12 protein-coding genes and 1 riboswitch are annotated in these 13,987 nt (G+C 45.3%); of the genes, 4 read left to right on the forward strand and 8 right to left on the reverse strand.

Going from position 1 to position 13,987, the window contains the following annotated elements; translation table 11 throughout:
* The first annotated feature begins 401 nt into the window (after positions 1–401).
* Complete coding sequence (locus tag H735_RS15940; protein ID WP_009705144.1) at positions 402–857, forward strand: RNA-binding protein; 456 nt, start codon at positions 402–404, stop codon at positions 855–857.
* Here H735_RS15940 and murI read toward each other — a convergent pair.
* From murI to H735_RS15955, 3 genes are all read right to left on the reverse strand, one after another.
* The gene (gene murI / locus H735_RS15945; protein ID WP_027726784.1) at positions 820–1,626 is read right to left on the reverse strand and encodes a glutamate racemase; all 807 of its coding nucleotides are present in this window, start codon (positions 1,624–1,626) and stop codon (positions 820–822) included. The genes H735_RS15940 and murI overlap by 38 nt on opposite strands.
* Before the next feature lie 40 nt (positions 1,627–1,666).
* A complete protein-coding gene (locus tag H735_RS15950) occupies positions 1,667–2,350 on the reverse strand; it encodes a Dph6-related ATP pyrophosphatase (RefSeq protein WP_020197118.1) in 684 nt (227 codons plus the stop codon).
* An 82-nt stretch (positions 2,351–2,432) separates the two neighbouring features.
* Complete coding sequence (locus H735_RS15955; protein WP_020197119.1) at positions 2,433–4,307, reverse strand: TonB-dependent receptor domain-containing protein; 1,875 nt, start codon at positions 4,305–4,307, stop codon at positions 2,433–2,435.
* A 58-nt stretch (positions 4,308–4,365) separates the two neighbouring features.
* Positions 4,366–4,567, reverse strand: a riboswitch (cobalamin riboswitch).
* Between the two features lie 184 nt (positions 4,568–4,751).
* On the opposite strand from H735_RS15955, the gene trmA reads away from it, so the two are divergent.
* Positions 4,752–5,861: a tRNA (uridine(54)-C5)-methyltransferase TrmA gene (gene trmA, locus H735_RS15960; RefSeq protein WP_020197120.1), complete on the forward strand. Its 1,110-nt coding sequence runs from the start codon at positions 4,752–4,754 to the stop codon at positions 5,859–5,861.
* Positions 5,862–5,926: 65 nt separating this feature from the next.
* On the opposite strand, the gene H735_RS15965 is transcribed toward trmA, so the two are convergent.
* Positions 5,927–6,292 carry a YijD family membrane protein gene (locus H735_RS15965; RefSeq protein WP_005430908.1) on the reverse strand — a complete coding sequence of 122 codons (366 nt, stop codon included), beginning with the start codon at positions 6,290–6,292 and terminating at the stop codon, positions 5,927–5,929.
* Positions 6,292–6,933, reverse strand: a complete 642-nt coding sequence (fabR, locus tag H735_RS15970) for an HTH-type transcriptional repressor FabR (RefSeq protein ID WP_005430912.1) — start codon at positions 6,931–6,933, stop codon at positions 6,292–6,294. Before fabR ends, H735_RS15965 begins: the two co-directional genes overlap by 1 nt.
* A 261-nt stretch (positions 6,934–7,194) precedes the next feature.
* Between fabR and sthA the strand changes: the two genes are divergently transcribed.
* Positions 7,195–8,625 (forward strand): Si-specific NAD(P)(+) transhydrogenase, encoded by a 1,431-nt coding sequence (sthA, locus tag H735_RS15975; RefSeq protein WP_012126563.1) that lies wholly within the window; start codon positions 7,195–7,197, stop codon positions 8,623–8,625.
* Between the two features lie 68 nt (positions 8,626–8,693).
* Here sthA and dinF read toward each other — a convergent pair whose 3' ends face one another.
* From dinF to lexA, 3 genes are all read right to left on the reverse strand, one after another.
* Positions 8,694–10,037: an MATE family efflux transporter DinF gene (dinF, locus tag H735_RS15980; protein ID WP_020197121.1), complete on the reverse strand. Its 1,344-nt coding sequence runs from the start codon at positions 10,035–10,037 to the stop codon at positions 8,694–8,696.
* Between the two features lie 336 nt (positions 10,038–10,373).
* Complete coding sequence (locus H735_RS15985; protein WP_020197122.1) at positions 10,374–11,168, reverse strand: class I SAM-dependent methyltransferase; 795 nt, start codon at positions 11,166–11,168, stop codon at positions 10,374–10,376.
* A gap of 232 nt (positions 11,169–11,400) precedes the next feature.
* Positions 11,401–12,021, reverse strand: a complete 621-nt coding sequence (lexA, locus tag H735_RS15990; RefSeq protein ID WP_005438488.1) for a transcriptional repressor LexA — start codon at positions 12,019–12,021, stop codon at positions 11,401–11,403.
* A gap of 404 nt (positions 12,022–12,425) precedes the next feature.
* Between lexA and H735_RS15995 the strand changes: the two genes are divergently transcribed.
* Entirely contained in the window at positions 12,426–13,979 is a 1,554-nt protein-coding gene (locus tag H735_RS15995; protein WP_020197124.1) for an AAA family ATPase, read from the forward strand.
* Positions 13,980–13,987: the final 8 nt, after the last annotated feature.

A 13,987-nucleotide genomic window follows, 5' to 3' on the forward strand; every position in this document is an offset into this window, starting at 1 on the left:
CAGATTGATAGGTCTATATTTTTAAAGAACTTTTCTAACTAACTCACCGCCTCAGCGCCTCGTCGTTAGGGGTGCGTATCTTACGCTTCCCAATTTGAGAGTCAAGCATTTTTTCAAATTCTTTTTTCTCTCTTCCCGACTCGCTGTGTGACTTTCGTCTCACTCCGTGTCGGTGGATGCGCAGTATAGGGAATCCAGAAATGAGCGCAACCCTTTTTTTGAAAAAAACATTCCAAGCGGTTACTTATCCATCAAATGCGTAATATCTGCATATTTCTTCGTCACATTTGAGACATATCACAGCAATTGGTTGGAAAAACACCAACCATATACGTAAGATCCATGTGTCTATTTTGTTAATAGGCAGCCAATCTCTTTATCATCTATATGTAGTAATCAAAATGACGTCTAAAAAAAATCTGATCTTGTGTGCTGGGTTGGCGGTCATTGGGGGAATCATCTTCTCTCAGTTACCTGTGCCACCTGCCTTGAGCTTTGTTATCGGTGTTGTCGCTACTGCTTTTCTTTTTTCACTTTCTAGCAAAACACCTGTTCTTCAATCTTCGGATTCCGATCCTTCAACTAAAACGCTGTATGTCGGCAACCTTCCTTATAAGGCAAATGAGAGTCACGTTCGTGATTTGTTTGCTGAGTATGGTCAGGTTTACGCAGTACGCTTAATGAAAGATAAGCGCACTGGTAAAAGAAGAGGGTTCGGTTTTGTAGTGATGGCTGCGGCAGATGCAAAACCTGCTATCGCTAAACTCAATGAGAAGGAATATATGGATCGTACGCTTAAAGTACGTATCGCTAACGACCCTAAACACCCGGATGGCGGTAAACCTGAACAGGATTAAATCCTAAGTTCGCCAAACAGGTATTCAGTGCATCTTCTTGCCAAGGAGGTGCACTGGCATAAATCTTCTTGCTCCCCTCCTCTTTACTCTCTTCCTTCATATCACTTGTTAGTAATGCCTTTACTCGACGAGCAATGGCCTCACCAGAATCAACTAACGTAACCTCTCCACCTAACGCTTGATGGATTTCGTCTTTTATTAGAGGAAAGTGAGTACAACCTAGCACTGCAACGTCCACTTTATTACGCAGTGGGAGAAGAATGCTTTCCAGCTCTGGAAGAGAGATGCTTTCACCACGTAGCTTTTCTTCTGCCATATCCACTAATCGAGTAGAGCCTAATAACTCGACTGGTTTACCTTGGGCAAAGTCGCGGATAAGTTCATGGGTATATTGACGAGTTACGGTCGCAGGCGTAGCAATGAGTCCTACACCTTGAGAAGCGAGTAACGAGGCAGGCTTAATCGCAGGCACCACACCGACAACTGGAATAGATAGATTCGCACGCAGTGATGGCAGCACTATGGTACTTGCTGTATTGCAGGCGATGACGACGATGTCAGCTTGATGCTCTTCGACCAACGCTGCCACCAGCTTATTAACGCGAGCAATCAACACATCTTGATCGAGTTCGCCATACGGATAGGCTTCGTTATCGAACAGATACAAGTAATCCATGTGTGGTAGAAGTCGGTGGATTTCTTGGAAGACCGATAGCCCTCCGACACCGGAATCAAACACTAGGACTTTTTTCTTACTTGATGTTCGCACGAGTCTTACCTGCAAATTAGAGACTCGGCGATCATACTGGTTAGATTTGTTTTGGCAATGCTTTGGCTTGGTATCTTTGATGGCTGAATCGCTCCCCTATTTCCACTTCAAGCTTAGTCAATTCTATATGTCCTTGAAATGACGGGGTTGATGTCACCAATGTATGGAATTCGCCATCTTCTCCGCAGGGATCAATATGACCGGGCAATGACTCAATCAGCGCTTTGTCATACCAACGTCCACACCACTCGGGCGGCAACACCTCTCCATCGGTGGTAATTAACATGGTTTGAATACCACGCTCGACAATTTCAAATGCCAATGCCTTGCTCTCTTCCCCCAGTAATGGGAATACGCACTCCCAACCGGCAGGTTCAATATAGCTGCGACGATAGTCTGCAATGCCATTACAGAACATATCGCCAAACGCGACCGCTTCTACATTCAGTCCGCTGCTTTGTAATGCATTAACGATCGTTGATTGATAAATGTCGTTACTCGGAAACACTTCAGGCAGTTCGATAGTTATGAGCGGAAGGCCAAGTAAATCAGCCTGCATTTGCACGACCTCAAGCGGGGTTGCTTGGAAAGGCACTTCTTCATCTACATAGGTGGTGTACAAACCAACTACCTGATAGTGCGGATTTTCGTTTAGTCGCTCTAACGTTAACGTGGAGTCTTTTCCACTCGACCAGCTGATCACGACACGTTTCGGTTTTGTCATCTATTTTCCTTGTTACCTATTTCCACCCGTACCCGACTCACAATAAGAAAGACCGCCGATGTGGCGGTCTTGTTGGAATCAATTAGAAGCGGTAATCCGCAGAGACAAAGTACTGACGACCCGGTGTAGCGTAACCCGTGTACATCTCGTAATCTTTATCAAAAGCGTTACTTAGTTTCGCATTCACATCCCAGTTTTGGTTCACCGCATAAGACGCAGTGAAGTTCCATAGGCTGTAACTCGGCAGTCTTGTGTTGCCATTAAAGCGTTCACCTTGGTAAAGGTACTGCGAGCCCAACGTCCATTGGTCAAACGTCGCGTAAGCGTTCCACTTAGCACCACGCTTAGAGCGGTATGCTAGCTGGGTATCTTCTGCACCAGATTTATCGACAGAGTCTTTATAATCTAGGTAGAACTCATGAGATACGATATCTGTATCGAGCTTCACTTCTAGTTCGACGCCTTTGATCTCGGCTTCACCGACGTTTTGCATGCCGGAGCCTTCCCAAATCAACATGTTTTCAATTTGGTTGTAGTAACCCGTCACCGTCCAATCAACAATTGATACGCCTCCAGAGACAGAGATCTCCGTGTTTTCTGACTCTTCCGGTTTTAGGTTTGGCATTTCGTAACCCGGATAGTACAAGTCAACAAAACTCGGCGCGCGAAAAGCGGTACCGTGGCTCAGCGTTAACTCGTAACCTTCGTAAAACGTCCAACCCGCAGCAGTTTGCCACGTAGTATTGTTACCAAACTGGTTGTTGTCGTCATTACGTACGCTTGCCTCTAATGTCCATACATCATAAGCGTATTGAGCAATAGCGCTAACACCGAAGTTGGTTCTTGGGTTCTTTTCTGGATCGTAACTCTGAGAAGGTCCCCAATCACTTGGTGCAATGTAGCCCTTTGCGAGTTTTTCTGTGCGGTAATCCAAACCACCGCCAACACTCAGCTCCTCGGTAACACTGTACGAGTTCAACCAAATCGCATTGAACTGCTCAATAGCAACGTGATCGCCCGCCGTTTTGCTTTGACCTGATTTGTGGTCGTAGTTGTCTTGTTGACCATAAGCCAACTTCAATTCAGATGAGTAAACGTCTTTGTTGTATTCCAACGACAAGTCGGCGCCGACATATTCTACTTCACCGGTTTTCTTTTCGTGCTTATCAACCGTGCCCCAAGCTGGGTTGCCATAGCTACTATTGTCGTAGTCATATTCATTGTCGTAAGCACTCAACCCAACGTAACCAGATAAGTTCTCAGAGAAGTTTTGTTGGTAGCCTAGTTTAAGGTTGAGCGTTTCAAAGCCGTGCTCGTCACCATCGTTCACACCCGGTAGAGGTTTAACGTTAAAACCATCTGTTTTCTCGTAACCGAGCACACCCTTAAAGTGTTTACCGTCACCTACGGGCTTAGAGACAACAAACGTGCCTTTCTTGTGATTCTCCGACCCATACCCTGCCGAGACACGGCTCGCGTCATTATCAATGTCTGCACGAGTAATAATGTTGATTACACCAGAAATCGCTTCCGAACCATAAATAGAGGCACGCGCACCACGAATGTAGTCGACACGTTCAATAGAGTTAATTGGAAATTGGTTGAAGTCGATACCACCCATGATTGCACGAGGCATACGAACCCCATCAACCAAAACGAGTACCTGAGATGAACTGCCACCACGAACAAACAGCGAAGCACTTTGACCACGACCGCCGTATTGGGCAACTTCGATACTCGGTAAAGTTCGGAATACATCAAACAAGCTATCAGCCTGAAGGCGTTTGATATCTTCTTTGGTTACCGTAACGGTTTGTGCGAGCACCGCACCGTCAACTTGTTTGAATCGGTTTGCAGTAACCACAACCGTTTCGTCTGCGGAGGCTTCTTGGGCCTGTAAATAAAAGGTAGGTGAAAGCAGCGATGCACACGTGATCGCAAGAAATGTTTTTCTCATTGTATTGTCCTAAGTCGCGTAATTCCTACTGAGCCCTACTCGTATTGAGCAGTCCAGTGCTGTGGCTCAGTTGCTGGCAGGTATTCGGACTTAAGAGCGAGGTTACACCATCCTACTTGCTCGACTTCCCACATAAACTAATGCAGTGTCTTGATGAGCGTTCGTTCTCTTTTACCGCTGCGCGTCAGTTCTGGATTTCCACCAGATTCCCATTTCAGCCATCTAGATTGCTAGAGAGCACCAGCTTGGGGCAAATACTATTAAGCTATTGATTATTTGTCCAGCCAATATTAGCCCTCACAATTGTAACGTTTTGGTTCATTTCGTCCTCAACTGACACAGAACACACTATCTTTAAATCAATTGGGGCACAAAACTGGACATCCTATTGAGATTGAATAAAATCTGCGCTCTTAAATTGAATGCACCATAAAAGGTAAGATCATGGCTACTCTTGATGTAAATCCACAACGCTACCAAGAACAACTGGCTAAAAAAGTCGAACGTCTCACTGATATGTTCGCGCCATACAACGTGCCAGAACTGGAAGTGTTTGAATCACCAGAGCAGCACTACCGTATGCGTGCTGAGTTCCGTGTTTGGCATGAGGGTGAAGACCTTTACTACATCATGTTCAACCAAGAAACTCGTGAAAAATACCGCGTTGACCAATTCCCAGCAGCAAGCCGTCTGATCAACGACCTGATGCCACTATTGGTTGAAGCGATGAAAGACAACGAATCGCTACGTCGCAAACTGTTCCAAGTGGATTTCCTATCGACGTTAAGCGGTGAGATTCTGGTTTCACTGCTTTACCATCGCCAACTTGATGAAGAGTGGATTGAAAACGCAAAGGCCCTTAAGCAACGTTTGAATGATGAAGGCTTCAACCTAAACATCATTGGTCGTGCTCGTAAAATGAAGATTGTCCTAGACCGTGACTACGTGATCGAGAAGCTAGACGTGAATGGTCAAAGCTACATCTACCAACAAGTTGAAAACAGCTTCACTCAACCGAACGGTAAAGTCGCAGAGAAAATGTTGGAATGGGCAGTCGACTGCGCTCAAGAAAGCACTGGCGACTTACTAGAACTTTACTGTGGTAACGGTAACTTCTCTCTGGCGCTGGCACAAAACTTCGATCGCGTTCTCGCAACAGAGCTAGCGAAGCCATCTGTGGTTTCTGCGCAATACAACATTGCAGCAAACGAGATTGATAACGTACAAATCCTACGTCTATCAGCAGAAGAGTTTACTCAAGCAATCGAAGGTAAGCGTGAATTCCGCCGCCTACAAGATGCAGGTGTGGATCTGAAGAGCTACAACTGCAACACGATTTTTGTCGATCCACCGCGTTCAGGTATGGATGTCGACACTTGTAAGATGGTGCAAGGTTACGAGCGCATCATGTACATCTCTTGTAACCCAGAGACACTAAAAGAGAACTTGGACATTCTATGTGAAACCCACAACGTGACGCGTTTTGCACTGTTTGACCAATTCCCTTACACACACCACATGGAAGCAGGTGTACTGTTGGAACGCAAAGCGTAATCCACCAGCCTCAGGCATAAAAAAAGCGAGCTCAATGGCTCGCTTTTTTGTTGGATTCGTTTTGCTTATTCAGCGGTCGTCTTCTTTTCCATGAAACCCAGTTTCTTACCGATCCACGCTAAGAGAATCATTGAAACCAGAATTGCGAAGAAGTTAGAACCTGCTTCTGGGTATTGCGCTTTAATAAACGCAGAGTGACCAAATGCACCAACGAAGAAACACGCCAGACCTACAAGTGGAATATCTTCTGATACTGGGTTGTTAAGGTATTCTTGGTACAGCGCCTGTACAGCTAGCACGAGTGCAATCAGAGGGAAGATTGAAAAAGACACTTCGCTCATGGTCAACCATGACAACAAAGCATCACCACACATACCTGCAACCAGTGCCAAAATCAGCGTTTTCTTTTCAGATTTATTTCCATTCGACATTATTCTATCCCGCCTTTTAATCGGTTACGTTCACGTTCTTTGCGATACCAATAGGCCCCTTTGGCTATCATTCGCAATTGCATGATCAATCGCTCGGCGAGTTCATCGCGCTCGCGTCGATCTAAATCTAAAGCTTCCGCACCAGAGCTAAACACCAAAGTAACCGACGCCTCTGCTTGAGTGAACGCCTCTTCTTTGGTCATACCGGTGCTCATTAAGTACTCAGTTAATTCTGCCGCAAAATGCTGAATTTCTCGAGCGACGGCAGTACGAAATTCAGAGGAAGTGCCGGAGCGCTCACGCAACAATAAGCGGAAAACGTTAGGACTACTTTCAATGAATTCCATGAAGGTTTCAACTGAAGTTCGAATCACACTGCCTTCTTTGACAATACGCTGACGCGCCTGACGCATCAGTTGTCGCAACAACAAACCACCTTCATCAACCATGGTTAAGCCCAGCTCATCCATGTCTTTGAAGTGACGATAAAAAGAAGTCGGTGCAATTCCTGCCTCTCGAGCAACCTCACGCAAGCTGAGATTGGAAAAGCTGCGATCCGCACTGAGTTGATTAAATGCCGCATCGATCAACGATCGACGTGTTTTTTCTTTTTGCTGCGCGCGGATTCCCATCGATTTCATTCTTTAACTTGCTCTTTTTCTATTGGGTACGAGAGCTTCAATATAACGCATATCGCACCCACGTATAAAGCGACGTTATCTGCCGATAAGCGGCGAGCACGTTACTATTGCCATGCACCCAATTGCAATTGTCTCGCTTCAAATAGTAGACATACAGCATACCAATTAGTTCTTTTGGGCGATTCTGCGTGATCACTTCCACTCTCTAGCAGGCATTGCGTGTTCCCAATAGAGTAAATGAGTTAAAATCCCGCTACAGCAATGTTAAGCAAATATAACAAGGAAGACATCATGGCGCATGCTAATCACTATGACGTGATCGTAATTGGTAGTGGCCCTGGCGGTGAAGGGGCGGCAATGGGATTGACCAAAGCCGGACTGAATGTTGCCATCGTAGAAAAGGAAAGCAGTGTTGGTGGCGGTTGTACGCACTGGGGAACCATACCATCCAAGGCATTGCGTCATGCGGTCAGCCGTATCATCGAATTCAATAGCAACCCATTATTCTGCCGTAATAACACCAGCCTTCATGCAACATTTTCTGACATTTTAGGTCATGCGAAATCGGTCATTGATAAGCAAACTCGACTTCGTCAGGGCTTTTATGACCGCAATTCATGCACACTGTTGTTTGGTACTGCGCGCTTTATCGATAACTACTCCATCGCCGTCATGCAAAGCGATGGTACAGAAGAAGTGTACTCAGCGGATAAATTTGTTATCGCGACAGGATCTCGTCCATACCAACCAAATGACGTCGACTTTTTGCATGAACGCATCTACGACAGCGACTCTATCCTGAGCCTGAAACACGACCCTCGCCACATCATCATTTACGGTGCGGGTGTGATTGGTTGTGAATACGCCTCAATCTTCCGTGGTTTAGGCGTGAAGACCGACTTGATTAACACTCGCGACCGTCTGCTCTCTTTCCTAGATAACGAGGTCTCGGATGCACTGTCTTACCACTTCTGGAACAGTGGCGTGGTAATTCGTAACGATGAAACATTCGAGAAAATCGAAGGCACTGAAGATGGTGTTATCGTGCATCTTCAATCAGGTAAGAAGATGAAAGCCGATTGCCTACTGTATGCTAACGGTCGAACGGGTAACACAGACAAACTCAACTTACCTGCGGTTGGACTTGAAGGTGATTCTCGCGGACAACTCAAAGTAGATGGTAACTACCGTACAGAAGTGGAACACATCTACGCAGTCGGTGATGTGATTGGCTACCCTAGCCTAGCGAGTGCAGCGTATGACCAAGGTCGTTTCGTGGCACAAGCCATCACTAAAGGACAAGCTGACGGCAATCTGATTGATGACATCCCAACGGGTATCTACACCATTCCAGAAATCAGCTCAGTGGGTAAAACCGAGCAAGAACTGACTGCGGCGAAAGTGCCTTACGAGGTGGGACGCTCTTCGTTCAAGCATCTCGCTCGTGCACAGATTGCAGGTAAAGACATCGGCAGCTTGAAAATCCTCTTCCATCGCGAAACCAAAGAGATTCTTGGTATTCACTGCTTTGGTGAGCGCGCCGCGGAAATCATCCACATCGGTCAGGCCATCATGGAACAAAAAGGTGAAGCCAATACGATTGAATACTTCGTCAATACCACCTTCAACTACCCGACGATGGCAGAAGCGTATCGCGTAGCGGCACTGAACGGTTTGAACCGATTATTCTAATTCAATTGGGTTGCCATGATCCAAAAGCAAAAACAGCAGGTTTCGACCTGCTGTTTTTTTATGTGTAACTAGGCAAGAAAGCGACCCTTGCGCCATTGATAGAAGAAAATAGCGCCGAGTCCAATCCCTCGCATTGCCATGAAACTGGTCATCGCAAACCACAGCGCATGGTTTTGCCAGCCAGAGAACAAAAAGAAAATCGCAAAGAAACAACAAGTCGCCACGAACATACTGTTTCGCATGTCTTTACCTTTAGTGGCACCAACAAAGATGCCATCAAACAGGAAGCACCACATCGACGCCAATGGCATAACCACCAACCAAGGCAGATACACCGACGCTTGCTGCTGCACCGCTTCAATCGAAGTGATCATGGCGATCAAGTGCGATCCCGCCAAACCAAATACCGCAGTCAAACCTAAACAGATGATCAGACTCCAGAAGAAAGTACCAATCAACGAAGCACTGAGTTGCGCTCGGTCTTTGGCACCGATCGCTTTGCCAACCATGGCCTCCATGGCATAGGCAAATCCGTCCATGCCATAGGAAATCATCATCAAGAAACTCATCAATACCGCATTAGCCGCAACCACATCATCACCAAAGCTCGCACCTTGGAAAGTCATAAAGCTAAACGTAGCTTGTAAACATAGCGAGCGTAAGAAGATATCGCGATTGAGTTTTACGACCCGCCCTAGCCCATGTTGAGTATCGGTTAGCAGGCTCTTAGGTGATGGCAACTGACGCGATCGCCATGTTTTCCACACACACATCAAGCCAAACGCCATGCCTGAGTAATCAGCGATTACCGATGCCAGCGCTGCGCCTTCTACTTTCCAGCCTAAGCCAATAACAAACAGTAAGTCGAGCGCAATATTGGTCACGTTGGTGATGATCACCATCCACATTGGAGCTTTGGAGTTTTGCGTTCCGAGTAGCCAGCCCAACAACACAAAGTTCATCAGCGCTGCGGGGGCGCTCCATACACGGATAGCAAAATACTGTATACCATAGTGCTTCACTTCCGCACTGGCATCACTCCAACCAAATATCAGATCTGCGATCGGATTATGGGCAATAAGGAAGACTAACGCAAACAACAGTGCCATCAGTGAGCCTTGCATAAACACCAACGCGAGTTGTTTTCGGTCCTCACTACCGTAGGACTGCGCCGCTAATCCAGTAGTCGACATACGTAAGAAGCCAAGCAACCAAAACGTCACACTGATCATGGTACTGCCCAATGCAACGCCGCCCAGATACCAAGCGTGTTCAAGGTGACCGATCACCGCAGCGTCAACCAACCCCAAGAGTGGAACAGTAATATTCGACAGCACCATAGGGATAGCGAGCGCTAACACTTGGCGATGCACTTGAGGATTCGATAAAGGAGAGAAGATAGAGTTTGTCACAGGCACCTCGTTGTTTAGATCAGCGAGTGTACCTGAGTACTAAGGGTCTGTTGACCTTTAGAGCTTATTTTTGCAGCTGTTTGTGGGTTCTCACTATTCAATCAAAAAAAGAAAAAAGTTTGAAATGCAGCCACTCAGTACAGGAAGGCCACAAAGCTGCCCAAGGGTTCGAGCTGGGCGCCCCCACTAAAAGCGCTTTACTCTTTGTTGATAGGTCATTGCTTAGAGTGACTAAGCGGCTAACAACTAGCCGTCCGCCTATCGTCGCGATTAAAACGCTTTTATCTCGAACAAAATTTAACCGCAAAAGGTAAACAGACCCTCGTGCCTAGCCAATTACCACTTGATGTGAACGAGAACTGGCGTGAGGCGATGCTTCAACATTGGGATCTTATTCAACCAACGTTGCCATGCTTTCCAACGTGAGCAGAATCGGCCGAATGGCGAGAAGGCTTTGACCCATTGTGCCCATGGCAGCCAATGCAGTACTTGTTGTGCTGGAGCTTCAAAACCATGTGCGTACGTGTCTGAACCGAGCTTCTGACCCCATTTACTTTCGGTTAAGTCACCTGCTAGTACCATGCACACTTCTGCCGATACAAAATGACGACCCAGAGTTTGGATGAAAGTCGCAACGCGCGATTCATCACAATCGAGTAAAGCCATCTCACACAAAATCAATACTGGTGCTTTTTCTGGAATGCGTAATTCATCTAACCAACCCATGTCTTCTACGCTGCCGCAACGATGCTCGTAGCGTTCGTTTTTATGAAACAATCGCTGACGCCAAACCAGATTCTCGGTGACATCCAGTTCAATCCAGTGACAACGACCATTGTCCAAACGGTAGAAACGCGTATCTAAGCCCGCACCAACGTTAATGATCCAAGCGTCTGAGTGTTGTTGAAGAAAGTGACTGACCTGCTGATCGCACAGCTGAGTCAAAGTCACGTGCAGCAGCTGCTTCTGATCGACGTCGCCACTGATGCAATCTGGTGCCATCTTGCAGCTCAAGCACGCTTTTGCAGCGATCGGATCGTACACCAAGCCGTTATCGACCAAGCTTTCGCGGCTGCGCAAAAACAACGGTTTCAACAGATGATTAGGTACGTGATGTTGAGGCTTGGACATGGGCATTTCCTTGCGCCGAAAAGAAAATGGTTAAATGGAATTAGATGATAATAAATCTCAATATCACTTGCAAGTTTTAACGCAACAACCAAACGCTCTGAATCAGGCCGAGCGTAACTATGCTCGGAAGAAAAGAAATATGCTTTGAAGACAATAAAAATGGAATAGAAAGTGCAGAAAACACAAAGCCCAGCAGAACGCTGGGCTTTATTAGAATGCTTGAGGTAAAAACCTACATCCAGTCGGTGTTACGGATGATGCCAACCGCCAGACCTTCAATCGTCAGATGTTGCGACGTTAGGTCAACTTGGATTGGTGAAAACTCTTCGTTCTCTGCATGCAGCAGAACCGTAGAACCTTTGCGCTCTAGACGCTTCACCGTCACATCATCATCAACACGTGCAACCACAACTTGACCGTCGCGCACGTCTTGGGTTTTGTGCACAGCCAGCAAGTCGCCGTCCATAATACCGATGTCTTTCATACTTTCGCCGTTTACGCGAAGTAGGAAGTCTGCTTTTGGTTTGAACATAGCAGGATCCACTTGGTAGTGAGACTCCACATGCTCTTGAGCCAGAATCGGCTCACCAGCAGCAACTTGACCAATCAAAGGCAGACCTTGATCGTCGTTTGCCGCATCTTCAAGTAGGATTCGGATCCCGCGAGATGCGCCTGGAATAATTTCAATCGCTTGTTTACGAGCAAGCGCTTTTAGGTGTTCTTCTGCGGCATTCGCAGAGCGGAAGCCAAGCTCACGCGCAATCTCTGCACGAGTTGGTGGCATTCCGGTGTCTTCGATTTTGCTTTTAATCAAATCGAAGACTTGTTGTTGGCGTGGCGTTAACGGCTTCATATGTCACCTGTCTTTTTATACAGTTAACTGTGAGTATATCCAGTAAATGGACAAATGAAAACCCAATTGGTTGTTTTTTAATTTATTTGTGTAGGCAAGAGTTTCATTGGAACTTTTTCCATTAAGTTGAAACTCAACTCCACAGCAAATTTATATAGTCAGCAGTTCACATTTCGCTTGCTAGGAGCACAAATGAGTACTCGAAATGTTCCTAAATATGCAGATAGGCAATACAAGCTATTAGTGCTCAAAACATAAGAAAAATGATTAACAACACTCAAAATGGTAGTTATAGCATTGTTTAATAAGGCATAATGCTAGACTATCTTGGTTACTAGCTTTGGAGGAGAGACTCCTCTTGTTGCTGACTAACCCTATTTTTTATCTCTTTTGAGTCCAGTTAAATGATTATAGAAAAGCTCCATATTGAAAAATTCCGAGGTTTCAAAAATTCTACTTTTACATTGGGCGAGTATGTAACCTTAATCGCGGGTCAAAACGGGACTCAAAAAAGCACTTTGCTTGGAATGATTTCACAACCTTTTACAATAACAGACAAAGAAAATCCTCTTTACGGTGAAAAGCCGCTATCAGGGGATAGTTTCCGTTCTGGATTTAGAGATAAATTTCGGCTATCGCCTACCTTTGATCTTCCCAAAGAGCACGAGTGGACTATTTATTTAAAGGGAGAAGATGATCCCTTCACGGTGCAAAGTATGTTGAGGGATAAGAAAAGTAATCAAATCCGTTTTTGGAAGAAATCAAACAGACAAGCAGGCAGTGGGTACATTCAAATACCTGTTATCTATCTGAGCCTAAAACGTTTAATACCACTTGGCGAAGAAGACGAAAAGAAAACGTCTACAAGTAGCACCGTAGCCCTAACAGCGGATGAAGTAGTTTGGTTCTCGAACCATTACAAAAAAATAATGATAAACCAAACAGAGCAGCTATCATCGGTTGATTACGTAAACAGCCCTAATAAAGATACTCTTGCCGTCACTACGCAGGATTATGACTGGAATACAAACTCGGCTGGCCAAGACAACATTGGTAAGATTTTGTTGGCAATTCTTTCATTTAAAAGGCTAAAAGAAAAGTATCCACAAGCTTATAAAGGTGGGTTATTAGCTATAGATGAAATAGATGCAACACTGTACCCAGGGTCTCAAGTAAAACTCCTAGAAGAGTTTGGTACATTCTGCAAAGACCTTAAGATCCAACTTGTAGCGACTACACATTCATTACAGCTTTTGGAAAAGGCAGATAAACTAAAGAAATCTAGAACAAAACTCTACAACACCGTATATCTCAAGAGACAAGATAAACAAATTTTGATCGATGATACGCTGGAATATGAAAGGATCGTACACAACTTAAATGTTTCTTTAGGTGGCAAACCACAACCAAAACCAAAAATCACGGTTTTTACTGAAGATCCAGAGTGTATTCATTTTACTAAAGCCTTACTCGGAAACAAATTTAAACTAGACTTTTCTAAGGTTAGCTTAGGCTGTAAGAACTATATCCACATGGCCACTCGTAAAGTCCCAAGTTTTATTTTCCCTAACTCTATCATTGTATTAGATGGTGATGCAGAGGAAAGCCTGAGGAACAAGCGATTAAAAAACTTTATTACACTACCAGGCACGTTAAATCCGGAAGGGATGCTCGCAACTTATCTACATTCGTTAGCAGATGCGGACTCATTCTGGAGTTCAAAACTTCCAGATTACACCAAGCAAGTTTGCTTCCGCGACTTTCCATTAGAAGTCATTCTATCTGATCGGAGCCAAGCAAAACGTTGGTACAATCAGCAACTTGAAACTGGTGCGTGGGGACAAAGAGCAAGCCACCTATTTAAAAGCTACTTACCAACAATATTGGAGGAGAAAGAGCTGTTCATAGAGAAATTTGAGAAAATATATCAAGATATTGAAAAGGCCAAAGCACTATAAAGTGCTTC

This window comes from Vibrio owensii CAIM 1854 = LMG 25443 (assembly GCF_000817815.1).
Classification (GTDB): Bacteria; Pseudomonadota; Gammaproteobacteria; order Enterobacterales; family Vibrionaceae; genus Vibrio; species Vibrio owensii.